We start from the raw sequence: 24,879 nt of genomic DNA on the forward strand, positions 1-24,879 counted from the left end.
CGTTCACGCTGTAGTAGTGCGTCGCGCCCGTCGAAAGCGAGGCAACGGCCTGGTTCGTAGCATAGAGTTGCGAACCGTTGACCGCGTCGGTGCTCGTACCGGTAACACGACCTGCCGCGACGTTCGTGACCTGGCGTTCAGCGCCGGCTTTACCCACGCTGACCACGCTCGTCGGCGCACCGCCGGCAAACGTGTACGTCTTGCCGCCGACGGTACCGGTTGGCGTAGGATTTGCTGCATTAGTAACTGAACTGCTTCCGATCGCGACGCCATCAGCGTTCGCGGCGGTTGCGCCGTTACCGAATGCCATCGCGTTGGCGGCGGATGCGACTGCGCTCGTGCCAATCGCAACAGAGTTGCCACCGACAGCCGATGCCGCATTGCCCAGTGCGACATCATTGACGATTGTCGTGCTGCCGGCTACGCCTGCTACCGAATTCGCTCCGCCCGCGAAGGAATTGGTGCCGTTTGCCAGTGCACCGAAGCCGGATGCCATCGAACCAACGGCTGATGCCGTCGCGTTCTCGCCCAAAGCAGCAGAATCGTCACCGATACTTGCAGCCTGCCTACCTATAGCAGTGCTGCTTGCTCCGCCAGCCGCCGCATTAGCGCCTACGGATGTCGTGTAGTCGCCAGTTGCAGTTGCGCCCGACCCCACGACTGTGGCGGCAGCTCCTGCGGCAGTTGCGAAGACGCCGAACGCAGCCGCGTTCGTATTGGAGGAGGTCGAAAAGTTGCCTATCGCCAACGATGCCATTTTCCCTGATGCTACGGAAGTGTTACCCATGGCAATCGCGCCCTGGCCAGACGCATTTCCGAGGAAGGCGAAAGAATTAATTCCTGATGCCGTCGAACCATAGCCGAGCGCAACGGCCCGATTTCCCGAAGCAAGCGCTGTCGTTCCAATCCCGATTGCGTTTGCTCCCGTTGCTGCTGCGGTGGCGCCGAGAGCCATCGCTCCTACGCCGCTTGATGACGCTTGGAATCCCAGCGCAGTGCCCCCGGTACTGGTCGCTATTGCGCTATTGCCGAATGCATTCGAATTGTCACCACTTGCTGTCGCTGATGCACCGAGCGCCATACTTGACGTTCCCGACGCTGTCGCCACTGCGCCAAGCGCAACGGCACTCACTTCTGTGGCGTTCGTATTGATACCAAAGGATAGCGAATTATTACCAGAAGCACTGGCGTTGGCGCCGATAGCTGCACTGCCATCACCCGTGGCGAACGACGCAATCCCGATCGCAGAACTTGCGTTCCCGCTCGATCGCGCACCGGACCCGAACGCAACGGAATTCAGGCCGGTTGCTCGCGCCGACGTGCCGAAAGCCGCCGTACCTTGCATTGACGCGGTCGCGAAGATGCCGACCGCCGTCGCATTCGCACCTGATGCGGTACTGTCGGCACCCATCGCCGTGGCGCCCGAGGCCGATGCAGTAACGCCGCAGCCGACCGCAACGGTCTTGAACGCAGCCGTTGTCGTTGTATCCGTACATCCGGTGCCAGGAATATTGACGGTTTGCGCTTCGGCGTCATCCGGCAGCAGCAAAGTGCCGCCAAACAGCATGGTCGTCGCAATTGCCATGACCGTAAGTGGCACATGGTTCACTCGATATCCGAAGGCCCCTGATGCGGTTACGACACGACTGGTACCTTTACCGCGCGCCGAGTCCAGTTCGGATACAGCGACCCACGCGCCCAGCGACTCGTTCCACACCGTCCGATAGATTGTGTTCATTTAGATCACCCGGTTAAAGTGCTTTTTGTTTTTCCACCTGCACTGATCAGGAATGCAAAGCTCTGGATACGCTTACTGACAGCGAAGGCAACTGACTTCTTTTATTTCTCTACCATCCATGCACGAATGCCACGCCCGTGCATGAAGCCCGCTTCGATGAGATGGTCGGTCAAGGAGCTGGCATCCATTGCACCCTGCGGATCAGTGGCGACGTGCGTGTCATAGCACCACCGGTACATCTGCGTTGCCGCTGCTTCCAGCCCATGCAGTCCGGCCGAAAAACCAACGTCATATGCGCTGACTGCCAGTGCGTAATGCCGGGATGCGTATTGGGCGATAAGCGCATGTACCGATCGACGGAACCATTCGATACGCGAGCGCGCCGCTTCAGGATCGATATCCCGGTCGCAAGCCGCGTCATGCACGAAAGCGCCGAGGCCGGCCAGAATCATGCCCAACGTACCGCCCGCGGCATCGGCGTGGCACCCGTGCTCGTCAAGCGAGTCCGCTTGCCCCCCGCGTAAAGCGGTCATCCGTGCCGATGCGCTCATGCTGCACCCCCGTTCCCGTGTTCCCGGCGACCTCCCGCCCCCGCACTGGTAAACGCGTCCATGACGAACCACCCCTGCACCCATTTCGCTCCGCACTGCTGCGCATGCGTCATGTCTTCCGGTAGCTCCACGCCCTCCACGACGACTTCGTCAGCCAGTTCCGATGCGAGCTGCACGAGTCGCGCGAGACGCGCCAGATGAGCTTCGCCGTACCGCGCGGCGACGATGAACGATGCATCGATCTTGATGACGTCGGGCGTCCGGATCCCGATGGCGGTCTCGACGCCATAGCCCACGCCAAAATCGTCTATCGCCACCCGGCAACCGGCCTGCTGGAGCCGTTGTGCGAAACGTCGGCCTTGCGCGGGGTCCAGCCGCGCGGTTTCCGTGATTTCCACCACGAGCCGTCTGGCAACCTCCGGCGTGCGTTCGATCAGTTGAAGCACCGCTTCCCATGCGATGTCGACCACCGCACTTTGGCCGGAGAGGTTGATCCCCAGCCGAACATCGGGCGACGCCCGCAGCAGCGTAACGGCCTGCCTGAGGACATGCCGGTCAAAGGCGCGGATGAGTTGAAGCCGCTCGAGCGGCGGAATGAATTCGGCCGGACGCAACAGACGCCCGCGGGAATCGAGCACCGTTGCAAGGCATTCGCAATACAGCACGTCGCCACGCCCTGAAGCGCGGCGAATCGGCTCGCGCCGCAGCGACACGCGCGCTTCGCGCATCGCCCCGAATACTTCCCCCGCCCAATCCATGTCATTCATCTTTTTCTCCGAACCAGTTTCGACTGGGTAATTCGTTGTATTCGAAACACGACAAGCGGCACTCCGGAGGGGGGTGGCAAAAGGGTTCCCTTGTGCCAAATTGCTAAAAAAATCCTGATGTGCCGGGAAAGCCCCGTGGAATAAGGAGGGTGTCGAGCACTGAAAGGGGGTGACAAAAAGGAACCTTTTTGTCCAGTAGAATGCGATCAACCTTGCAATTGATGACAATTGTTCGAAACGGGGCAACGTCATACCCAAAGGAGACCCGATGAAGTTCCTGTCGCGGGGTTGCGGCAAAGACCTGCGCCCTCCCGCTGCGTTGTTAACACTCCTGCAATATGCATATGCGAAGCCAACGGATCACCTGCGCCGGCTAAATCGCGTTAACTCCTCCGCCGCAATATCGCGGTCTGCCGGAGGTATGTCATGAAAATGGGTTATGCGCGGGTATCCACCGAGGAGCAGAATCTCGCCCTCCAGCAGGACGCATTGCGTCGCGCGGGTTGCACCAAGCTCTTCACCGACCGCGGGGTGTCGGGAATCGGATTCAGCCGTCCGGGGCTCGATCGCGCCCTCGCGCGGCTTTCCGCGGGCGATACGCTCGTCGTCTGGAGACTCGACCGGCTTGGTCGCTCGCTCAGCAAGCTCATCGACCTGATTGCGTGGCTCGGACGCCACGGGATCGGATTTGTTTCGTTATCGGAGTCGATCGATACGACATCGGCTGGCGGCCTGTTGATGTTCCACATGATGGCGGCTCTGTCGGAGTTCGAGCATCACCTGATCAGCGAACGTACGCGGGCCGGCATTCTTGCCGCGCGTGCGCGCGGCCGAACGATCGGTCGCAAACCGTCACTGACCGATGCCCAGCGCAATCAGGCCATTGCATTGCTCGAAACGACGCCGATCGGCGAAGTCGCGCGCCGTTTCAATGTGCATCCACGCACAGTCAGGCGGGCGGTGCATCCGCAACGCGGCGCAACCCAGAACCCCAGAAGCGACTAAGCATTCACCACGCAGGCTCCATCCCAACGAGGAAATCGATATGCAGTTGTCCCGATGTTTTGCGGCCGAACGGTTCGGCACGTTCCTGGTTGTCGCCTGACCGATGCCAGCGCCCGTGCAGTATCGGCCGGCGCTAGCGGCCACCGGCTCCGGCGACGTCACCGTCATCTCCTGCTTCGCCGAGCCGGCAGGCGCAAGCCTCGTCAATCATCGCCACTACGCGGCCACCCACGGCTATTGCCACAAGTGGGTAGACATGAGCGACGGTCCGCGGGGGCCGCAACTGCAGGCACTGCACCGCTACGAGTCCCTGCTGGCCGCGCTCGAGGCTGCCGCCGACAAGCATCTCGTCCTGCTGCTCACCGAGAACGCCGCGATCGTTCGGCCCGTTGCGCTGCCCAGCCTGATGGCCGGACGCGATCATCTGATCGTCTCGACCTCGGATTCAGCGTTGCGGCACAACGTGCAGGTATGGCGCAATACGCCCGCCATACGCGCGCGCGTACGCGAGATTGCCGCACGCTGTCGGCTGGGTGGCGAGCCCTTCATCGACGAAACGCGGTTGCTCGACGCGGTTCCCGCTTTGCCGTGGTATGAAACCATTGATAGCCTATGCGCGGTCATGCCTGCCGGGCCGAATGTCGACCCGCGCTGGAGCCGGATGCCAACGTTCGCGATCAGCCTCGACACAGCGATGCACTCACCGCCCGAGCTCGGCGTCGTGCCGCGATTCCGGGAGACCTTGTTCGGCCACGTCAACCGGTGCCAGTCGCACGGCGAACCGCTATTCGATACCGCGCTCCCGAGCGATACCGAGCCTTCGCCCGAGCGCAGCACGTTCCAGCCCGGTCATCCAATTGCGCTCGTCACGCTCTACACGCCCGATATCGCTTGCTATGGAAGCATTGCCGAACGCAGCTTCAAGCGTTACTGCGAACGCCACGGTTACACGCTGCACGTGCACCGCGACAGTCCGCACGAAGTGGGGTTGGCGGGCACCGGCAACTGGCTCAAGCCCTGGCTGCTGCACGCCTATCTGGCCCATCACGAGTGGGTGATCTGGGTCGATGCGGACGTCCTCGTTGCCGATCAAGACCGTGCGCTGGAGCCGATGCTCGCGCAACGTACGCAGTTGCTCGCGAAAGACATCGGCCAGTGGCCCTTCAATGCGGGAGTGATGGGGTTTCGGCGCACCGAGGCTAATCTGGCCATGCTGGCCGCACTGATGCAGCGTATCGCCGCGCTACCCGATCGGTCGGGTGTTTACGCGGGAAACGGCGATCAGTTCCATTTCATCGAAGCCATGCGTGAGCACAACCTGCTGCACGAAGCCCTGATCGACAGCCCGCTTCGGTTCAACACGCCATGGTTCATGCGCGGCCCCGACAGTTTCATCGTTCATTACTTCGGCATGTGGACGCAAATGCGCGCGCTGATGATGGAGCACGACGACCGCTGCGGCTGAGTAAATACGGCGGCGATTCTCGCCGCCGTCCTGGTCCCCTGCTGCACTTAGAACCTGTGCCGCATACCGACACGCCCCGCAATCTGATGGTCCCCCGACGCGGCCCCCGTGGTGCCGACGATCCATGCCGGGCCTGCCGCGCCGGTCGCCCGCTGATAGAAGGCCTGCGCATATACGTCGGTACGTTTCGACAGCGCGTAGTCGGCCATCACGCCGCCCTCGTGCCAGTGTCCCTTTGCCACGCTTCCCGTCTGCAGGCCTTCCCTCACGTGCGTGTAGTCATACATCGCGCCCAGCGAAAACGCCGGCGTCATGGCAAACCGTGCACTCACCTCGTAGTTCCGGAAAATCATCGAAGAGAATCCGGCAAGGTTGTGAACGTTCGTATATGAGAAGACTCCACCCAGCGTGAGCTGTCCAAGCGTGAGGTTGACACCCGCCGCCGCCACGCGTTGCCATCCGGCGGTAGCGAAAGGATCGCCGTCCGTCACCGCGCCAAACGCCGTCCTGGCCTGCTTGTTGACGTTCAGATACGCCGCGCCGATAACGATCGGGCCGTTGCTGTATGACCCGCCCGCGCTCCATGCACGGTTCGTCTTCGTGCCTCCGGGATCGTTGCTGAAACCATAGAGTCCGCCGAAACTCAACCCGCCATAGGAAGGACTCGCGTATTTGATCGAGTTGTTGATGCGGAAGGAATTGTTCGTGTTGTCGTTGTCGAACGGATGCGAGAAGAACTCCCCACCCCAGCTGCCATTGGCGGTCAACGGTCCGACGTAGTCCACCACGGAGTCGTATTGGCGCCCCATGGTCAGCGTGCCGGCCGTAGCTGAACTCAACCCGACGTATGCCTGTCGGCCGAACATCCGTCCCCCCTGGCCCAATGCCCCGTTATTGAGGTCGAAGCCGTTCTCGAGCCGGAAGATCGCCTGCATGCCGCCCCCCAGGTCTTCTGTTCCGGTCAGCCCCCATCGGCTGCCCTGCAGGACACCGCTTTCCATCTGATATGCCCTCCGCCCGCCGACATTCGAGGTAAAGTCGAAACCCTCGTCAATGAGACCATAGAGCGTCACACTACTCTGGGCATAAGACACCGACGAGAGCAGGCTGAGAACCACACTTGCCAAGACCAGTCTTTTCATTCGCGTTCTCCAGATTACCGAGCCTTCGTTCAATGGACCAGGGGCCGGCTCGCGCGCCCCGTCAGCCTTCGCGGCCGGTCCGATGCGCGACGTCACGCTGCCGGGGCCCGGCCATAGGTGTCCTCGAGCCGTACGATGTCGTCCTCGCCCAGATACGCCCCGGACTGGACCTCGATCAGTTCGAGCGGAATCTTTCCGGGATTGCTGAGACGGTGCGTCGTCCCGACCGGGATATACGTGGACTCGTTCTCGCTCAATATGACCTGCTGCGTGCCGTTGGTAACGAGGGCGGTTCCCTTGACGACAATCCAGTGCTCGGCGCGGTGGTGGTGCATCTGGAGGCTCAGCTGGGCGGACGGATTCACGACGATCCGCTTCACCTGAAAGCGGTCGCCGCGATCGATGCCTTCGAACGATCCCCATGGACGAACCACACGTCGATGCGTGACGGACTCGCCACGGCCCGAAGCATTCAACGCGTCCACGATCTTGCGGACGTCCTGCACGCGGTCGCGGCGGGCCACGAGCAACGCGTCCGCGGTTTCGATGATCACCAGATCGTCCACGCCGACGGCCGCGATCATCCGGTTCTCCGCACGGATATAGCAACGCGACGCGCCCTCCGTTATCACGTCGCCGATGAGGACATTGTTGTCCGTGTCTCCCGGTGCGAGATCGGCCAGCGCGCTCCATGAGCCGATATCGCTCCATCCGATCCGATCGGCCAGCACCACGGCGGCCCGGTCGGTCCGCTCCATCACCGCGTGATCGAGCGAAATGCGTGGGCACGCAGCAAAGTGCATCTCGTCGAAAAACACGTATTTCCCGTCGCGATTGGCATGCCACCAGGCCATTTCCGCTTCGGCCATGAGCTTCGGCTCCCAGCGGCGCAACGCTTCGATGCAGGCGGAAGCCTTCATCATGAACATGCCGCCGTTCCACAAATAGGTGCCATCGGCAAGCAAAGCGTTCGCCGTTTCCGCGTCGGGCTTCTCCACGAACCGGTCGACCGCAAACACGCCTTGCAGTCCATCGAGGGGGGCGCCACGTGCGATATAGCCGTATCCCGTGTGCGGCTCCGTGGGCTGTATGCCGAACGTGACGAGATAGCCTTCCGCAGCGGCCCGCGACGCCTGCCCGACGGCATCGGCAAACGCGCTGCCATCCGAAATGACGTGATCCGACGGCAAGACGAGCAGCAACGCGTCGGGCGAGTCTTCCAGCGCCAGCAGCGCGGCTACGGCGATGGCAGGCGCCGTGTTGCGCCCCACCGGCTCCAGCGCGATGGCCAATGGCGCAATGTCGGCCTGTCGCAGTTGCTCGGTCACGAGAAAGCGTTGTTCGCTGTTCGCAATCACGATCGGCGAGACCGTGTCGGGAAGCTGTGCCGCGCGCATCGCCGTCTGTTGCAGAAGGCTCTGCTCCCCGGTGAGCGACAGATACTGCTTCGGAAAGCTGCCGCGCGACAGCGGCCACAGACGGGTTCCGTTTCCGCCCGCGAGGATGACTGGATAGATCGACATTTACCCCTCCTTTGTTGTGGCCAATAGCCGTCGTGAATTCAAGGAAACCGCTCGTGCGAGCCGCGCGAACCGGTGATTCCGTCTTGCGCCAGATGAATGACGACGTTGCGCGACCAGCGCCACGCCTTGCGTACGGCTCGCAGCGCCATGGGTTGCATCGCGAAGCGGGATCGTTGCGCCTGTGCACGGAGTCGGCAGACGATCGCCTCTGCCGTGGTGAAACGGCCGAGCTCCCAGTCCCAGTAGAGGGGATACCGCAACAGCACGCCGGCGGTCAGCATGTCGAGGGTAAGCGGCCGGTTCCGCGCGGGAATGCCGCTGATCGCATCGTGGGTGAGTCCCCAGCCCGCGTAGAACGGCATGCCGTACGTAAAGACTTCCTTGCCTCGCAGGAGCGCGTCGAAGCCTGCGAGCGAGGTCAACGTGTGGACCTCGTCGGCCGCGTCGATCAGCGACACAATATCGGCCGTCGTATCGATCACATCGACGACATCGTCCAGCCCGGGATCCCCGATCAGTCCCCTGCGATTGCCCGCGAGCACGTCAGGATGCGGCCGGTACACGAGCCACGCAGCGGGGCGTCGTTTGCGCACTTCGTGGAGCAACGCTTCCGACGTCCGAATCCCGGGGCAACCGAAGCGCACAGACGCATCGTCGGCCACCTGTCCCGCGACCAGCACGACCTGTGCGTCGGCCGGTGCGGTCCATGTCGGACGCCGGCGCCCGAGGTTGTACTTGGTCAGTCCGGCCGCGACGATACGCTCACGCAATGCCCTGGCCCTTGCCAGTTCGGCATCGTCGAACACCGTCTGGTTAAGCAGCGATGCAAGATCACCAGGACGGTGAGGATCGAAATAAATGCCGCTGCGATCGATCACCTGGCTGAAGGGCGCACTCAGATCCGAGCCCAGGCCGCACGAGTGAAGAAAGCCGTCCTCGATGAAAAGTCGCGGCACGGTACCGCGCGAATGCCGCACTGCGCGTGCGCCCCACGTGGCGATATGGTGCTCCGCTACGGCGCCGGACGGTTTCCTGACCCAACTGATTTTCTTCGCGGCCCCGCCCTCGAGGAACGGCTTGATGAACGGACGCTTCCACCACTGGAATCCACACGCGGCGATCGATCGAATATCGCCGTACCGTCGCGCGACTTCGTTCTGCAGTTCCATGCTGGCGACGACTGCATCGAGCGCCCCCTCCCGATGCGAGGACGGATCCAGGTAGTGCGCGAGTCGGACGAAAACGGCGTGAAAGAACGCTTCCCGTGTTGGCGATGAGCGGCGTCCGTACTGAGGCTCTCGATCATCGGTCAGGCCCCAGCCCGCGTAATATGGCCTGCCGAAGACGTGGACCGTGGCGCCGCGCAGTAGCGCATATAACCCCTCGGTGGCGCCGAGCGTGTACACATGCCGCACTTCCGGGAGCAACGCATGAAAGCTCCCGTCGTGCGTCGTCAAACACGCGTCGTTCGATAGCGTCAGCGCCGTGCCGGAAAGCCACGGGCCGCTTCCTCGATCACCGGATCGAACGATCCATGGCGTCTGACCGGGATGCGCGTCCTTCGCCGCCCGCAATAGCCGGCGAAACGCCGCGCGTCGGTCCCAGCGGGAGCAGGCGAACGGATCGGGCAACGAGAGGCGTTCGTCCACGATAACGACTGCCGCGCTGCCATGAGGCGAGCCGGTACGCCGTGTGGATCGCTCCAGGCCCGAATCGGCACCGACATACGCATCCAGTAGCCGGTTCATGAGCGCGCACCATTCGTCCTCACACGCGCGTTTTCCGCTCTCGTCCAGCGCATCGTTCAATGCTTCGAGGAACGATGCGGAAATCGACCTTGCCACCGGGACTTCGAACCACGACAGCCGTTTGCGCGATGGGTGCGAGCCTTCCTGAACCGGCCCGTTCCATACGTACGTCTGTCGGGCGCGGCGCATTCGCCGCACGACTTGCCGATACGCGCGCGCGACCATCATGCGAGCCGCTCCAGAAAGGCTTCGAGCGCGGCAAAGTGCGCCGGCCAAGTCGGCTTTCGGAACCCCGCCATGCGCGCCATCTGCCGCTCTCGGTCCTTGCTGTACGGCTGGGCATACGCGTCGATGCGCGCAAGCCACCCCGCTCCGTCCAGTGGATCGAGATAATCGGGCACGTCGCCGGCAATCTCGCGAAACACCGCGAGATTGCTGGCCAGCACCGGCACGCCCATGGACAGCGCCTCGGCGATGGGCAACCCGTATCCTTCCACGAACGAAGGGAACAGCAGGGCGCTAGCCGAACGAAGCTGCGCGAGCATCGTTGCGTCGGAACAATCCGGCAGATAGACCACGGTCTCTTGCAGCTCCGGACATTGCTTGAGCATGTCGAGCTCGTTGGTGCACTTCCATCCCTGCCGCCCGACAATGACGAGTTGTGGCACGGCATTGCCCCACCGGGCGACGAGTTCGCGCCATAGGTGCAGAATGAACCAGTGGTTCTTTCTGGGCTCGATGGTGCCCACCATCACGAAATGGGGGCGAGCGATGTTCCGACTCGACGACACCGGCAAAGGCACCGTGTCCACGCCAAGCCTTGCCACCGCAGTCGGCGGCATAGGCAGCCCGTTTTCGTCGGCGAATGCCGTCAATGCGCGCAGCGTGGCCTGCGAATTCGTGACGATTCCGGCAGCGAAGCGCAGTGTCGTAGCCATTCTCAGCGCGTGCTTCCGTACGCTGGCCGGCCGGCAATAGTGCGGATGCGTGACCGGGATGAGGTCGTGCACCATGACCACGGTACGCGCGCCCGCAGACGACGCCGCGCGAAAATACCGGCTGTATTCCAGACCGGAGTGGGCGGTGTGGAGAACCGTTTCCCGGCCCTGCCATAGGAGCGGGTCGGGGGGCATGCTGGCTCCCTCCAATACCCGCTCGAGCGCGCGCAACGACGGTGCCGCCAGACCGGCGCCCTCGTTCGCCCCCAGCAGCAGCCGGAACAAGCGACAAGACGCGCCGCGTGTCAGTGCGACGGGTACGCCGCGAATGGCCACGATGGCCCGAGCCTGCTCGGCATAGCGGCGCACATAGGCAAGCCCGACCCGGTCCACGCCCGTCGGGCGAATATCCCGCACCCAACGATAAACGAGGCGTGTCACATCGAGGCGCAAGGGACACGGCGCCGTGCCGGCCCACTCCGTCGCGTTTGTCATCAGGCAGCCTCCTCTTCCGGCGAAAGGCCCACGGGAGGATCGTCGCTGTCCGTCGATACGGCAGCGTGCCGGTGCGCCGCGAGCGGCCACGCCGCCTCCGCCGCGGATTCACCGGGCCGCGACGCCCCGCAAGACGCGTCACCCTCGACATCGCCGGCATAGAAGCTGCCGTTCAGCTGCGTGTGATCGATCAGCCAACGACGAAAACGCCGGTATAACGCCATATCAGGAGCAAAGGTGCCCGCAGCTTGCCAGAACGCATCCAGCTCGCCCTTGAAGACGAGTCCTTCGATGTCGTACACGGGGTCACCGAGCGCTTTCACGGCCAGCCCGTGATGGACACCCGACAGCCCGACCGTGCTGTTCACGACGACGAGCCCCGCCGCATGCGCGAGAAGCGTCGGCAGATGCTGGTCGTGGATGTAGAACACGCGGCCCGTGATCCCATGTTCCGCGCATACCCGCTGGATGAAACGGCCGTAGTCGTTGTGTCCTCTGTCCAGCGGATGATGCTTGAACACAAGCACGCATGAGGGCGGCCCATGGCGCGAGAAGGACGCGATGACCTCGCGTATGAAGGGCTCTATAGACTCGAAACGGGAATGAACGCGAATCTGCGAATCGATCGCGGTCTGAAGGGATACCAGGAAAAAATGCTTGCTCATTGCATCGGTGAGCAGGCGTGTCGTTTTTCGCTCGAGTGCTGCGTACAGGAGCTTGCGCCAGCCGGCGCGAACCCAGACGAGCGCTTCGAGAAGCGAAAACCGCCGGTGGTGGCGGTAATCCGGAAAGAGAGCAGCGCCGAACGAACCAGCCAGAAAGTACAGTGCCCCCCACAACGCAAGCCACACGAACACGTTGCCCACCTGTTGCTCCGGCTCGTCCGGCCAATCAGCAAGGGACTGGTAGAAGCCGGCATTGCGTGGAACCTTCGAATGCCCATTTGTGCCGTCCCGCTCCATGGTGACGAAGTCCGGTCGCACATACCCTTCCTCGAACACCCAAACTTCGATCGAACGCAGTCGGGCCAATCCCGCTGCCATTTCGTGGTAAGCGCGGCAATCGCCGAACAGGAGTACCGCGTCGATCTTCTTCTGTTCGAGGAACGTGTCGAGGAAGACGGGCCAGTCGGCCCGAGATCCGGTGTAGTTGACCGATCGCATCGGAAAGAACAGCCAGTCGCCGGCGTTGAAGTTGACCTTGTAAACAGCGTGCGCGCCCGCGGCCTCCAAGCGCTTCGACAAGCGCCGGAAGAACGGTCCTACCGGTCCCTGCAGCAGCAGGACGTTCATGTCTTCGAAATACGACCAACCGCCCGGAATCATCTCGCTCGTCCCCAACGAAGGAATCGCCGCATTGGCGCTGCACGCTCGCGAACGCGTTTCTCAGGGCCTGACGGCACGAAGCGTTTCATTGACTTCGCCCGCCGCGCCCCTCAACGCATTGGTCGCCTGCTTGGCCGTGATGTTTTCGCCTACGATCAAGGTCTTGGCACAGGCAACCAGAAAGACGAAGGCCACCAGCCTAAAGGCGAACCCGGTATAGACGCTGAGCATCATGAATACGAGCGGAATCGACGCCAGCACCATGGACACGATGGGCGAGCATCCCAACGCGCTCACCGAGAGATACATGACCACCGTAAGCAGCACGGTTTTCAGCGTAAGCACAAAAATCGTATTCATAGGAATCCCAAAGTTATCGAGTCGGATGGAACTTCCGCGCAACGACATGCGCCACTGCCTGTCACGAACACGGCCGTTTCGATCGGCCCTACCACGCTCAGGCGGACGAAGCAAACATCAAAACGAGTACCCGTTTTCGTTGCGCCGGATGTCGGCGTCGACCATCATCTGGCACAACTGTTCGAGCGTCGTCGTCGGCTTCCAGCCGAGTTCACGTTCGGCCTTCGTCGCGTCGCCAATGAGCAGATCGACTTCCGCCGGACGGTAGAACCTTGGATTCACGCGCACGACGACGCGGCCCGTTCCCGCGTCGATGCCCACTTCCTTCTGTGCCCGGCCTTCCCACTCGAGGCGAAAACCCGCGGCACGGGCCGCCAGCGTGACGAAGTCACGCACCGTCTCGGTGCGATTGGTGGCGAGAACGTAGGTATCCGGACGACCGGCCTGGAGCATGCGCCACATCCCTTCCACGTACTCCTGTGCGAAACCCCAGTCGCGCTTTGCATCGAGGTTGCCGAGTTCGAGCACGTCGAGCTTGCCGAGCCGCATCTTCGCGAAAGAATCCGTCACCTTGCGCGTGACGAACTCGCGCCCGCGCAGCGGCGACTCGTGATTGAAGAGAATCCCGCTGGACGCGAAGAGGTTGTAGCTCTCGCGATAATTGACTGTCATCCAGTGAGCAAAAAGCTTGGCCACGCCATAGGGACTGCGCGGATAGAAAGGTGTGCTCTCGGTTTGCGGCACGGCCTGCACGTGCCCGAACATCTCCGACGTGCTGGCCTGGTAGAAACGCGCTTCGAGACGCGCAACGCGAACCGCTTCGAGAAGATTCAGCGGACCGACGCCGGTGATTTCCGCGGTGGTGACCGGCTGCTCGAACGACACGCCGACGAAGCTCTGTGCCGCGAGGTTGTAGACCTCGTCGGCACAGGTCTTTTGCAGCAGGCGCACGCTGGCGCCGAGGTCCGTGATGTCGTACTCGACGAGCTCGAGCCGCGGATGTGTTTCAACACCCAGTTCCGCCAGGCGCCAGAAATTCACCGAGCTCGTTCTGCGATACGTGCCGAACACCTTGTAACCCTTCTCGAGCAGCAGCTTCGCCAGATACGCGCCATCCTGGCCACTCACACCCGTCACGATTGCCCTGCGTTCCATTGCGCTCTCCCTGTCGCGTTGATATGTGTTTGCCGCTTCACGTTGCCGACGTTGAGAACAACGCCTTGCGGTACGTCTCGACGTTGGTCGACGTGTCCGGCTGGTTCTCCATGCGCTGTGCGCTTATCCCTCTGAACGCGCCCGCTTCGATGATCTGGCTGAGCTGCAGGTAGTTGCCTATGTCGAAGAGTTCGACACGGCCCGGGTAGTAGCGCGAAAACTGCATGAACGTCTTCGTGCGTGTCGCGATGACGGGACGGTTCAGATTGACCGCCATCGACATCGGCCCGGAAGCAGACTGCCCCACTTCCAGGTAAGGCAGCAGCACCGCATCGCATACCGCCATGGCATGCGGAAACTGGTCGTCGCTCATCGGTCCCATGAAATGGGTGCGGCGCGAGATATCCGAAACATGACGTGTGCGGGCGAGGCGCAGCAGATCGTCCACCGACGTGGTGAGACTGATCGCCTTGCCGTGCCCGGCTCCGATGTCATCGAGCCAGTTGCGCCCCGGGCTCACGATCCTGAGTAGTTCCGCGATGTAGGGATCGAGCGGCACGCCCTGCTGGATCGCCTCGGGATGCACGCCACCGAAAATGGCGAGGTGATAGTTGTCGGGAAGCAGGTGCAGCGCGCGCAGCGCCGTGTCGATTCCCTTGTAGCTGCCGGTGAATCCGAAGCAGCCGAGCAGCACGTCGTCCTTGCCGAGACTTTGGAGCAACGGAAAACTGTCGCGCGTCGCCTTGGCCGTGTAACCCTGTGCGTCCGCGTCGGAGTAGTAGGCAAGCGGATGATCGTGGACGTGCGAGATGCGCTCCACGAGCTTCATCGTCTTCGCCTCGCGTCGTGTATGAACCACGACGCTCACATTCTTGCGCCACTGCGCACGCCGGATGGCGCTGTAGATGCCCTGCCCGAGCAGACTGCTTTCCTGCCGCGAGCCGATCATCTCCGACCACGCCTTGCCCAGCTGAAACTCCCGCAGCATGGCGCGCACGGCTTTCCAGTTGGTCCCCTCGCTCTCGAACACGGTGTGGAACGTGATGCACAGCTGCGGCGCCGCCGCGATGATCCGGCAGATACGCCGGTACGCATCGCGCTTGTTGCGCCCGAATATGCCGTGTTCGAGCTGGACATTGACGCAATCGAACTTCTTCAGCTCCTTGCAGATGCGCTCGATTTCCAGATTGGCCATCTTGCGTATCCGGCGGCTGCGGTGACGGAACACGTACTGGTCGAGGTCGAACACCGTGATGTCGAACCACGGTGACAGCTGCCGCACGATGGCACGCGCATAACTGGCGATGCCGCACAGTTCGTCGTACGTACTGATCATAGCGAGTTTTGGCTTGTCGCCTTTCACCCTCATTCCCCCGGTTGATTTGTAGTGTCGGCACCGTCTCCGGTTGCCGTTTCCTTGACAGGCTGGCCGCAATATCGCGCCCAGGCCTCGTCCACCGAATCGCAGACGGTCAGTTTTCCCGCGTTCAGCACAGCCGCGAGCGTGCAATGCTGACGAATGAGATTGGGGTCGTGCGAGACGAGGATCATCGAACGGTCGCCGCGCTTGACGAACAGCTCCTCGCGACAACGCTCCTGAAACTGCTGGTCGCCCACCGCGATGACCTCGTCGATCAGAAAGCAATCGAACTCCACCGCGATCGACAACGCGAACGCGAGCCGGGCGCGCATGCCGCTGGAGTAGACCTTGATCGGTTCGCGCAGGTAGCGGCCCAGTCCGGAAAACTCGTCGACGAATGCTCGCATCTTCGCTTCGTCGCAGCCGTACACCCGCGAGATGAAGCGCAGGTTGTCGAGCCCGGTCAGGCTGCTCTGGAAAGCGCCGCCGAACGCGAGCGGCCATGAAAGGCTCATATGACGGCGGATGGCCCCCCTTGACGGCTGCTCGACGCCCGCCAACAGGCGGATCAACGTGGACTTGCCGGCACCGTTTGGGCCGAGAATGCCGATCTTCTGCCCTCTTTCGAGCACGAAGTTAACGTCGTCGAGAACCACCTTCTTCCCGCCGCGGGCCGGATAGATCTTCGTCACGCCGTCGAGCTGGATCATCCCGCCTCCACGCGTCGATGAACGAGCCGCAGGACCATCAGCCCGGCGAGGAACAGGAACGACGAGACCGTCACCATGTAGGCCACGCTGTAGTGCCACGTGTAACCCTCGCCGAGAAAACCGCTTCTCAGCATTTCGACGCCATGTACCCACGGCAGCAACAGCACCGCGTCGCGTGCGGCAGGGGGCAGCCAGTCCACCATGAATACCGCGCCCGAAAACGGAAACAGCAGATACGTGACGGTGTGCCACACGCGCTCCACCATTTCGGAAAGTTCGCTGACCGCGCCCACGAATACGCCGAGCCCCGCGGAAAGATACGTGGTCAACAACCACGCGGCGATCACGCGACCGGCATGCTGAGGCAGCTCCGACAGCCCCGTCACATAAAACACGATGGCGAGAACGTAAAAGGAACAGGTCGCGCCCGCCACTTCCAGCAGGATGCGGGCAAGGAAGACGTCGATTGGCTTCACGTTGCGATGGAACAGCAGGCTGAGATTGGGCGTGAGACCGCCCACGCAGCGCGTTGCGCAGTTGCGCCACAGCAGGACGGTCGAATAGCCGGTCAGCGCGAATTCCACGATCGGAACGTGGTGACCGTGCGTGGACCGCGTGATGTACCACAGGCCTGCAATGCCAAGCGTGAACGTCATGGGTTCGACGAACAACCACAAAAAGCCGATGTTGTGCCTTCCGAAGCGCGTGATGATCTCGCGCATGAACAACGCCGCGATGACGCGCGTTTGAATGGCCAGGGAGTCGCGGAACGGAGTGGCGAGCATGGGCATCACTCGAGCGTGTGTTCACGGATACCGGAAAGCAGCAGCGCAAGCAGCCCCCAAGTCACGAGCCCCATCGTCAGCACGATGAGCACGGCGCGCAGGCGTTTCGGCTCTTCAGCCGCATCGGGCAGACGCGGCTGCACGACACGTGCGATATAGAGCTGCTTTTTCGCCACCTCGCTGCGGGCCTGCTCCTGCAATGCGAGCGCGCTTGCGAGCTGTCGCTCGGCAAACTGCTTCTCGATGCTCAGGCGCTCGAACTCGCGGCTCCTTGCCGCGAAGCTGCCGTCGCCCCTACCCATCACCTGGGTGGAGACCGCGGCCATCTCGTATCCGATTGCCGCGATACGGGTTTTCAGCGGCCGTATCTGCGGATTGTCGGGAGACAGCGATTCGACCTCGGCAAGCCTCGCACGGGTAGCCAGCATCTCGTCCTGCAGCTTGCCGACCAGTTGCAGTTGCAGGGCGGACTGCCGGTCCGGATCGAATACGGCGTAGCTCATGCGGTATTCGCTCAATGCAAGTGCCGCCGACTTCACGCGGTCCTGGGCCTCCTGGACCATCGCGGACGCGTACTGCATCTCGTCCTGGCGCGCACGCCGATTGAGTTCGTTGACGAGCGCCTCGCTCATCGTCAGCAGATGCTCGTTGATATCACGCGCCGAACGCGGATCGAAGGCCGAGGTCCTGAGTGTCGTGATACTGGTCGTGCTGTCGTGGACCACGGCGACGATACGGTCCCGATAGTAGTCGAGGAATTTCTCGTATGTCGCATCCGCGCTGCCGAACTGCGGAAAGCGGCTGACGATGTCTCCGTGAGGATCGCCCACACGTTTGCGAAGCTGGATTTCGTGGTCGAGGATCTTGAGCGCATCCATCGAGAGGACGTAGTCGTTCACGATCCAGGCATCGTCCTGCGCGCGGCCCAGACTGCTCTCCGCGAGGAAGGAACCGAGCAGCGAACCGCCCGGCTGGCGCTGTTCGCTACGGACGACGAAGCGGCTTTCCGACACGTAGACGTCGGCTGCGACGAAGCCGTAGTAGACGGCCGCGATCGTCACCGGAATGACGACCGTGAGCACGAACAGCAGCTTTGCGGGCGTGAGCCTGTAAGAAGTCGAACGCGGCATCTTGCTGGGATTCCACCTGTATGTTCTTTGGGAGCCTTGCGCGGAAAGACCGACCGATATGTCCATGCCGTTGCCTCCGCCTAACGGAACTGCGTGCCGACGCTGACCGCGGGAAATACGACCGTATAGAACAGGTTGGCCAGTTTCTGGATGTCGGCCACGGGCGCATTCGACACGTAGAGCATGTCCTTGTCGTGCATTGGAAACTGCTGCGCGATGAACATGCTGGCCGGGTCTTTCATGTCGATTCGGTACACCACGGGCACACGCCCATCGGCGGTGACAGGCATGGTTTCGTCTCGCGGAACGGCCAGTGCCGCCACGTCTTCGAGACGAAATACGAACACACCGCGCGCATCGGCTCTCGAATCGAGCAGGCCACCGGAGCGCGCCAGCGCTTGCGCGAGCGAGATGCCCTGCCCCTCGAAACCGATCTCCTCGTTCTTGCCCGTCGCGCCGAACGCCATGAAGCTGACCGGCTGGTAGAGCGCCGTGACCACATCGCCCGCCTGCAGCGCGATGTTCTGGCGCGGATCGCGGATCACCGCATCGAGCGGCATCGAAAACACCTGCGTGCCCCGCGTGATCTGCACCGTCACCTTGTTCACCGGTTGCCGCACACCACCGGCTGCCGCGAGGGCGTCGAGCAAACGCTCACCTTTGGGCGTCAATGGCACGCGCATACTGCTGCCGACATCGCCTACTACCGTCACGTCCGCCGTCGCGTTGCGTACGATGCGAACCAGCACCTGCGGTTCGTTCGCCTTCGACTTCAGCCGGCTCACGATCGTCGATTCGAGCTCGGGAACCGTCATGCCGGCCGCGCCGATGCTACCGGCGAACGGCACGATCAACCTGCCGTTCGAATCGATCGTCTGCTCCGGCAACGCGGTGGCTTTCGCCGCGGCCGGCGCCATCGAACCGGTCGTGTCCACGCTGCCGAACAGCGTCGCCGGCGGAGCCTCCCAGATCGTGATGGCCACGATGTCGCCACGCCCCAGCACGTCGCTGCGTGGCCGGGCTGGCGTGAAGTGGTCGGCGAAGGTGCGACGTGTGTCGCGCACGCGCATCCGCCCAACGGCGTCCGGCGTCAGGTCGACCACCTTGATGCGCGCCCGCGACTGCTGCTCGGCGACGATGTCGCTTGTTGCCGGACCGTCGGTGGGCGCCAGCGCACACGCTCCGCAGGCCAACGACCCGGCAAGCACGCCCGCTCGAAACATGGATCGAGTATGCATATCACGGTTTCGGTCGTACCTCGGCGCGCCGGGCCGCGGCTGCGTCGGTGGTCTCGCTCACGACTTGAGACGCCCCTTTGGTCAGTTGCGCCTTGCCGGCTCCCGCCGCGATCAGTGCCGCCATGACTGCCTCCGCACGACGGCCCGCCAGCCGCGCGTTGAAAGCCGGCTCGCCTGTGTTGTCTGCGAACCCAAACACCTCGAACCTAGCATTCGCGTGATCTTTGGCGTACGCGATCCATGCCGAGGCCGTCTGCGCGAAATCGACGGGTAACGCGGCACGGGCGTATCCGAAGTGCACTTCGAGCAACGGAGCCGCGGCAGCAGGCACCGGCTTCGGTGCCGCTGCGGGTTCGGACGCGGCGCCTGCTGCAGAAGCGGCCGACGCAGGCGCGGAAGAAGCCGGTTCAGGCGACGATGCCGGCGTCACCAACACCACCGGACTCGGGGTAGCCGCTGTCTTGTCCGCTGTACCCGGGAGACGATTGGTGCAATAGGCAACGGTCAGCAAGACCGCGAGCACGAGCAACAACAGCAGGATCACCCACCACGCGCGATGTCGGTGGCTGCCTTCATCGTCGTCCGGCGGGGGCGCCGCTGTAACGAGGCCCGTCGCTGCCGCCTGTGACTCCAGGGTCGAGTCGAGCCACGCCACGGCAGACGGAATGCCCAGCGCCAACAGGAATCGGTCCTGCAGCCTGGGGTGAATTGCCTGCCGCTGGGCGCGCAGAAGGCCTACAAGCGAGGCCCGGTTCGCGCCGTCGGGACCCGTGATCCACGCATGCCGAAGAACAGCGAACGTAAACGGCGCGACCATCGCAAGCAGCGCGTGACCGCTTTCCAGCTTGAGGTGGCCCATACTCGCCACGGCGTGGCCCATGGCGGGGATTCGGTCGCCGAACAATTCGGCGAGCAATGCCGAGCCGGCCTTCATGTTGGTTTCCGTTACAACGCCGCCCGAAAAGAAATTGTCCGGATTCGTACGCACCAGCGACCGATCCAGCCGCGGCGAGTCGAGCACGGCCGTGAGCGCATCGGCACCCGAGAGGGTGGCCAGCCCCCGGTGGACGATTGCCGCAAGTAGATTCGGCAAAAGCGAATCGACTGCATCCTTCACATCGCTCTTCGCCTCTCCGAGAAACAGAGGGGCCTGTTCACCGATCGGTGTCGCAATCAGGTTATGCAATTTCCGAAGAATATCGGCGTACGTCATACACAGTTTCTCCTTGCGGTGGCGTATAAATTATTTTTATTACTATTTCATTCGAATCCGAAATTCAAAACGAATACATCGATTACCGGCGCACAAGGTCCGGAAATAAATCCATTTAACAGACGGCAGTGGACCACCACACGCACGAAATATGCGTATGGACGAGCGAAACGCGACCGATGGAAATCGGTCACATCAAGGGTTTTAACGGGATGATTCGTCGAGTCGTGCCACGAGACGGCACATGACGATTTCGAGGTGGATTCCCTGCTCCGCTATGCTGCGGATCATAATGGGCACACACGAGACGCCGTGATGAGCGATTCAAGTATAGGGTGTCTTTACTACGAAATGCAACAACAAAAAAATACAGGCGGTACATTATGACATCGCATTACGCACGGGCACTGGCGGCGCTTCAATCAATGCCTGTCCGGGGCGATGCTGCCTGCAAAAGTTGTTCGCGCAATCGATAGTTGCGTCGTTCATTATTTCGGCATGTTGACATAAATGCGCACGCGAATGATGGCGCGACGAGCGCAGCGACTGATGCGCAACGGGCCTTCGCGTAAGGCCCCCGTTCCGAAGCGGTCTGCTTGAAATCGTCGGGCAGCGCGGCACGGGCATAACCAAAGCGAGCATCGAGCAAAGGCGGTGCCGTGCCCGCTGCGACTTCACGCTTTCAAGCGAACTCGCCGCGGGTTCAGAGGCGTTGTCGAATTCGCAAGCGGTCGATGCTGCAGTGGCGGACGATGCCCGTTGGGACAACGATGCGGGAACGTCCGACGCCGCGAAGCCGGGTGCCGCGGCCTTCTCAGTTAGGCCAGGCGTGTGATGCGAGCAATAGGCGAGCAGGAGCAGTACGGCCAGCAAAGGTAGCGGGACCAACCATAACGCCCGACTCCATCGCTTGTTTTCGTTCAGGCGCATTTGCGCGGATGCACTGACCGGTCGTACCAGAGCCGCGTCAAAATCACCGGTCAGTTCGAGCCAGGTTGCCGCGGATGGCACGCCGAGCGCCGACAAAAAGCGCTCCTGCAGGGCCGGATGAATAGTGTGCCGCTGAGCGTGCAGAAGGCGGACAAGGGACCCACGGTCGGTGCTCCCTTCACTGGTCACCCACGCATGTCGGAGAACGGCGAAAGCGAACGGGGCAACCATCGCGAGCAGTACCCTGCCGCTTCCTAGTTTGAGGTTCGCCAGATCTGCCGCGGCACGCTCCATGTCGTGGATGCGATCCCCGAATAGTTCGGTGAGCAGCACGGTTCCTGCCGCCATGTGCAATTCGGTTACTCTATCGCCGGAAAAGAAATTGGCCGGATTCGCTTGCGGCAGCGTCGGATCGAGACGAGGCGAGTCGAGCACATCCATCAATACAGTGGCTTCCGAAGGGCAAGACAGTCCCCGGTGGACGATAGCCGCGAGCAGATTCGGCAGCAGCGCGTTCACGGCCTCTCTGACGTCTCTTCCCGCTTCGCCGAGAAGGGGCGGCGTCTGTTCGATGAGCGGCGCTGCAATCAGCTTGTGCAACATCCGAAGCACGTCGGGATACGCCATACGCGGATTCTCCTTGCGGTTGAGAAGCTTTCCTTTTTCTTTTTCGATATCGCCATTTACTATGCATTACGAAATAATTCACGATCTCTCGGAGCGCAGCGTTTCTGGATCAATGCGCGGGCGGCAGGCGGTGACCACGCGGCCAAACCGAGCACATGGCGAACGAAAGCCGCGCCCGGCAAAGGAGGGCACAGTTATCGTTTCAAATGGGAGGAACGCCGAATCGTGCCGCGGGATGGCACATGACGATTTCGAAGTGGATTCCCTGCTCCGCTATGCTGCGGATCATGATCGTCGTCGCAACATATCGCGAAGACAGCTTCAGTATAGAGAGCCTTCGTAGCGGAATGCAATAAGAAACAGCTGCGCGGAGCCCGTACAAACATCGTATGACGCGCGAACAGTACGGGATCTCGTCCGACATTCTTTTTCGGTCGTAGCAATGCTTGAAAAACAGGCTTCCTCGAGCGTTTTTCATTCGTGCCGCGTATCGTCGACGTCTTCAACCCATGTAGCGTTCGCGCTCCGCCTGAACAGGCGGACTAGCTCGCTCGCCACGTCCGCGGCCGCGAGCGCGGTGATGTCTGGATAGTCGTAGGCGAATACCACCTCGATCACGTCCGCGACGCCTTGATCGAGCGACGTGTACCCTCGGAGTTCGGCTGTGCTTGGTCGCTCGACAGGCTGGCCGGAACGAGCATACCGGTGCCCGGTGCGAACGCAAGATCCAACCCGCCGACGTCGAATGTGAAATTGGTCGGCCGCGCGCCAACAGGCTCGACGACTCGCGCGATGGCCGGCTTCTTGCGCCCTCGTTCCCATCCCGCAGTTGCTTCAGTTGCGGCGCCGGTACGATTCCAAGCCCGCATACTGCTTCTTCGATCGGCTATACATCGGCTCGAATATTCCAAGCCACGGAACTAGATTCGCCACCGGCATGGCCAAGTCAGTTTGCTTGAGCGCGGCCACGCCCCGCTCTACCGAGTATTGCTCATGCTTCATCGCCAACCTCCCGTTCCTATTGGGAAAATTGCCTCCGAAACACTCGCTCTCTTCCGTGTCCATGATTTCGAGAGCAGTTCACGTCCCTCGCCCTAAGGCCGGAGAATCTCTACGCTTTTTCGAGGCACGGACATCCGAAATTGCAGACGCTTTTAAAGCGCCACGCGTCGATAATTGCTCGAAACTGCATCTGCGTCATATCGGATGAACCAAGGCAATAGTATTAAATCTTTGCAATCCATGTGCGAAATTACCGACTTTTATGTATTTCAACAACTATCCAGGAATTTTTAAATGCCGTTTTAATGTCCGGGTATGGACATTGAACGTCTTCGCGACCTCCTCGGGCGGATACATCTCGAGAAGTGCACGCGCCTCATCCCGTTGCCTAGAGCTCATACCAGCCGGGCGCCCAATGTTGCTACCGCGCTGGCGCGCCGCTGCCATCCCGGCTCGAGTCCGTTCACTGATCAGTCCGCGTTCGAATTCGGCAAGCGCGGCAAGCATATGAAACGTAAAACGGCCCGTGGTCGAGCCCGTGTCAATGTGCTCGCTCAGAGAAACCAAGCGGACATTTTTCTTTTCAAGCTCCACCACGATGCCTGCCAAATGCGGCAGTGAACGCCCCAATCTGTCGAGCCTCCACACCATGAGAGTTCCGCCCCCCTCAACCGCTTCGAATGCCTGATTCAGGCCGGGCCGATCAAACCTGGCTCCGGACACCCCTTTGTCGAAGAACACCGTACTGCATCCACGCTCCTTCAATGCTGTCAGTTGTAGGTCCAAGTGCTGCTCCTCGGTGGAAACCCGAGCATACCCGATCTTTAGCCGATTGAATGACATGGTTGGATAGGTGAATTGGAAAATCCCTTCCTGACCTGGCTCGCGTCGCGCCAAGGTCTTACGAAGCTCCGCGCACACGTAACCGACGTAAGGATTCTCCGGCACTTCCTCTCAGTAAATTTCTATCTGAACTCTAATACTTACGGTCGCCCTTTCAAAACAGATACGACGGCCCGGCAATGCGCATGGGCCACATCGTCCTGACTGGTCTTCCTCTCATACAACTCGCAGAAGTTGAGCTGACGTCGCGCGGCGCCAGAAGAGAGCGACCCGGATTCGGTGTTCCACGGCATTGAAGAGGACGGGCAAGAAACGATCTCATATAGTTTGAAGCTCACGAGTGTGACTTCTGAAAGCCGGAGGTCGTCATGCACGGCCCATTGCCTGAATCTGCTCCTAGAAGGCAGAAGGCGGGCCGCAGATTGGTTTGCAGTCCGTACATTTGCGCGGAAATTTGATATTGTTTCGACCCTGGAAACCGCATGGTTGACAATCAGTGCACTGAATCTAGACTAACAAAACGCGTGCGTCCAGAGGTTAACGTTTTGTTGCACGTGGTGGACGAGACAGGTCATACGCCATGATTTGCCGAGCGCGTCGACGCAACGTTTGAGCCGTCAAGGAAGCAATCCTCGAGCCCGCGCTGGGCGGCGAACCGAACCACCATCCGAGCTACAAGCAGGGGGACGCAAAGCCGGCAGGCCGCGCGAACCATCGCAACAGCACCGCCGCAGGTGCATCGCAACCGACGATGACCTCCTTGACGTCGAGATTCCGCGCAACCTCGAAGGCACTTTTGATCCGGTGCAGATCGCCAAGGGCGAGCGGC

The 24,879-nt window shown here is 61.7% G+C and carries 21 protein-coding genes and 3 pseudogenes; 3 read left to right on the forward strand and 21 right to left on the reverse strand.

What is annotated here, in order from left to right:
- Positions 1 to 67: 67 nt before the first annotated feature.
- The 3 genes and pseudogenes from GD429_RS42230 to GD429_RS36520 all read right to left on the reverse strand — a co-directional run.
- Positions 68 to 1,738: pseudogene (locus tag GD429_RS42230) on the reverse strand (ESPR-type extended signal peptide-containing protein); the annotation flags it as partial.
- A gap of 101 nt (positions 1,739 to 1,839) precedes the next feature.
- On the reverse strand, positions 1,840 to 2,289 hold the full coding sequence (locus GD429_RS36515; protein ID WP_152864609.1) for a hypothetical protein: 450 nt from the start codon (positions 2,287 to 2,289) through the stop codon (positions 1,840 to 1,842).
- Entirely contained in the window at positions 2,286 to 3,056 is a 771-nt protein-coding gene (locus GD429_RS36520; protein ID WP_193727300.1) for an EAL domain-containing protein, read from the reverse strand. The genes GD429_RS36515 and GD429_RS36520 overlap by 4 nt, the downstream gene beginning before the upstream one ends.
- A gap of 426 nt (positions 3,057 to 3,482) precedes the next feature.
- Here GD429_RS36520 and GD429_RS36525 point away from each other — a divergent pair, with 426 nt between their 5' ends.
- Together GD429_RS36525 and GD429_RS36530 are read left to right on the forward strand one after the other, a co-directional pair.
- Entirely contained in the window at positions 3,483 to 4,061 is a 579-nt protein-coding gene (locus GD429_RS36525; RefSeq protein ID WP_152864613.1) for a recombinase family protein, read from the forward strand.
- A gap of 103 nt (positions 4,062 to 4,164) precedes the next feature.
- Positions 4,165 to 5,526, forward strand: coding sequence for a galactosyl transferase GMA12/MNN10 domain protein (locus tag GD429_RS36530; RefSeq protein ID WP_152864615.1), 1,362 nt, complete (start codon positions 4,165 to 4,167; stop codon positions 5,524 to 5,526).
- 47 nt (positions 5,527 to 5,573) lie between these two features.
- Here the strand turns inward: GD429_RS36530 and GD429_RS36535 are convergent, their stop codons facing one another.
- The 18 genes and pseudogenes from GD429_RS36535 to GD429_RS36610 all read right to left on the reverse strand — a co-directional run bounded on the left by GD429_RS36535 (position 5,574) and on the right by GD429_RS36610 (position 24,050).
- A complete protein-coding gene (locus tag GD429_RS36535; RefSeq protein WP_152864617.1) occupies positions 5,574 to 6,668 on the reverse strand; it encodes a porin in 1,095 nt (364 codons plus the stop codon).
- Positions 6,669 to 6,760: 92 nt separating this feature from the next.
- A complete protein-coding gene (locus tag GD429_RS36540; protein WP_152864620.1) occupies positions 6,761 to 8,191 on the reverse strand; it encodes a mannose-1-phosphate guanylyltransferase/mannose-6-phosphate isomerase in 1,431 nt (476 codons plus the stop codon).
- A 38-nt stretch (positions 8,192 to 8,229) separates the two neighbouring features.
- Positions 8,230 to 10,167, reverse strand: a complete 1,938-nt coding sequence (locus GD429_RS36545; protein WP_227792035.1) for a capsular biosynthesis protein — start codon at positions 10,165 to 10,167, stop codon at positions 8,230 to 8,232.
- Complete coding sequence (locus GD429_RS36550; RefSeq protein WP_152864622.1) at positions 10,164 to 11,372, reverse strand: glycosyltransferase family 4 protein; 1,209 nt, start codon at positions 11,370 to 11,372, stop codon at positions 10,164 to 10,166. The genes GD429_RS36545 and GD429_RS36550 overlap by 4 nt, the downstream gene beginning before the upstream one ends.
- A complete protein-coding gene (locus tag GD429_RS36555) occupies positions 11,372 to 12,664 on the reverse strand; it encodes a capsule biosynthesis protein (protein ID WP_227792037.1) in 1,293 nt (430 codons plus the stop codon). Before GD429_RS36555 ends, GD429_RS36550 begins: the two co-directional genes overlap by 1 nt.
- 93 nt (positions 12,665 to 12,757) lie before the next feature.
- Entirely contained in the window at positions 12,758 to 13,057 is a 300-nt protein-coding gene (locus GD429_RS36560) for a hypothetical protein (protein WP_152864624.1), read from the reverse strand.
- Between the two features lie 117 nt (positions 13,058 to 13,174).
- The gene (gene gmd / locus GD429_RS36565) at positions 13,175 to 14,212 is read right to left on the reverse strand and encodes a GDP-mannose 4,6-dehydratase (protein ID WP_152864626.1); all 1,038 of its coding nucleotides are present in this window, start codon (positions 14,210 to 14,212) and stop codon (positions 13,175 to 13,177) included.
- A 37-nt stretch (positions 14,213 to 14,249) separates the two neighbouring features.
- Positions 14,250 to 15,581, reverse strand: coding sequence for a hypothetical protein (locus tag GD429_RS36570; protein ID WP_227792045.1), 1,332 nt, complete (start codon positions 15,579 to 15,581; stop codon positions 14,250 to 14,252).
- Positions 15,578 to 16,282: an ABC transporter ATP-binding protein gene (locus GD429_RS36575; protein WP_152864628.1), complete on the reverse strand. Its 705-nt coding sequence runs from the start codon at positions 16,280 to 16,282 to the stop codon at positions 15,578 to 15,580. Before GD429_RS36575 ends, GD429_RS36570 begins: the two co-directional genes overlap by 4 nt.
- Positions 16,279 to 17,067: an ABC transporter permease gene (locus GD429_RS36580; protein ID WP_152864630.1), complete on the reverse strand. Its 789-nt coding sequence runs from the start codon at positions 17,065 to 17,067 to the stop codon at positions 16,279 to 16,281. The genes GD429_RS36575 and GD429_RS36580 overlap by 4 nt, the downstream gene beginning before the upstream one ends.
- 5 nt (positions 17,068 to 17,072) lie before the next feature.
- Positions 17,073 to 18,197, reverse strand: a complete 1,125-nt coding sequence (locus tag GD429_RS36585) for a hypothetical protein (RefSeq protein WP_152864632.1) — start codon at positions 18,195 to 18,197, stop codon at positions 17,073 to 17,075.
- Between the two features lie 80 nt (positions 18,198 to 18,277).
- On the reverse strand, positions 18,278 to 19,435 hold the full coding sequence (locus tag GD429_RS36590) for a polysaccharide biosynthesis/export family protein (RefSeq protein WP_227792051.1): 1,158 nt from the start codon (positions 19,433 to 19,435) through the stop codon (positions 18,278 to 18,280).
- Position 19,436: 1 nt separating this feature from the next.
- A complete protein-coding gene (locus GD429_RS36595; RefSeq protein WP_152864634.1) occupies positions 19,437 to 20,648 on the reverse strand; it encodes a DUF937 domain-containing protein in 1,212 nt (403 codons plus the stop codon).
- 381 nt (positions 20,649 to 21,029) lie between these two features.
- Positions 21,030 to 22,205: a DUF937 domain-containing protein gene (locus GD429_RS36600; RefSeq protein ID WP_152864635.1), complete on the reverse strand. Its 1,176-nt coding sequence runs from the start codon at positions 22,203 to 22,205 to the stop codon at positions 21,030 to 21,032.
- A gap of 474 nt (positions 22,206 to 22,679) precedes the next feature.
- Positions 22,680 to 22,823: a hypothetical protein gene (locus GD429_RS40815; RefSeq protein ID WP_193727302.1), complete on the reverse strand. Its 144-nt coding sequence runs from the start codon at positions 22,821 to 22,823 to the stop codon at positions 22,680 to 22,682.
- Positions 22,820 to 22,999 carry an arginase family protein gene (locus GD429_RS42235; RefSeq protein WP_415748976.1) on the reverse strand — a complete coding sequence of 60 codons (180 nt, stop codon included), beginning with the start codon at positions 22,997 to 22,999 and terminating at the stop codon, positions 22,820 to 22,822. Before GD429_RS42235 ends, GD429_RS40815 begins: the two co-directional genes overlap by 4 nt.
- 17 nt (positions 23,000 to 23,016) lie before the next feature.
- Positions 23,017 to 23,207: pseudogene (locus GD429_RS40820) on the reverse strand (IS3 family transposase); the annotation flags it as partial.
- Positions 23,208 to 23,483: 276 nt separating this feature from the next.
- Positions 23,484 to 24,050 (reverse strand): recombinase family protein, encoded by a 567-nt coding sequence (locus GD429_RS36610; protein ID WP_152864660.1) that lies wholly within the window; start codon positions 24,048 to 24,050, stop codon positions 23,484 to 23,486.
- 609 nt (positions 24,051 to 24,659) lie between these two features.
- Here GD429_RS36610 and GD429_RS42240 point away from each other — a divergent pair.
- Positions 24,660 to 24,878, forward strand: a pseudogene (locus tag GD429_RS42240) (hypothetical protein); the annotation flags it as partial.
- Between the last annotated feature and the right edge of the window lies 1 nt (position 24,879).

Origin of the sequence: Burkholderia sp. BE17 (assembly GCF_009362305.1) — a bacterium.
GTDB lineage: Bacteria > Pseudomonadota > Gammaproteobacteria > Burkholderiales > Burkholderiaceae > Burkholderia > Burkholderia pyrrocinia_C.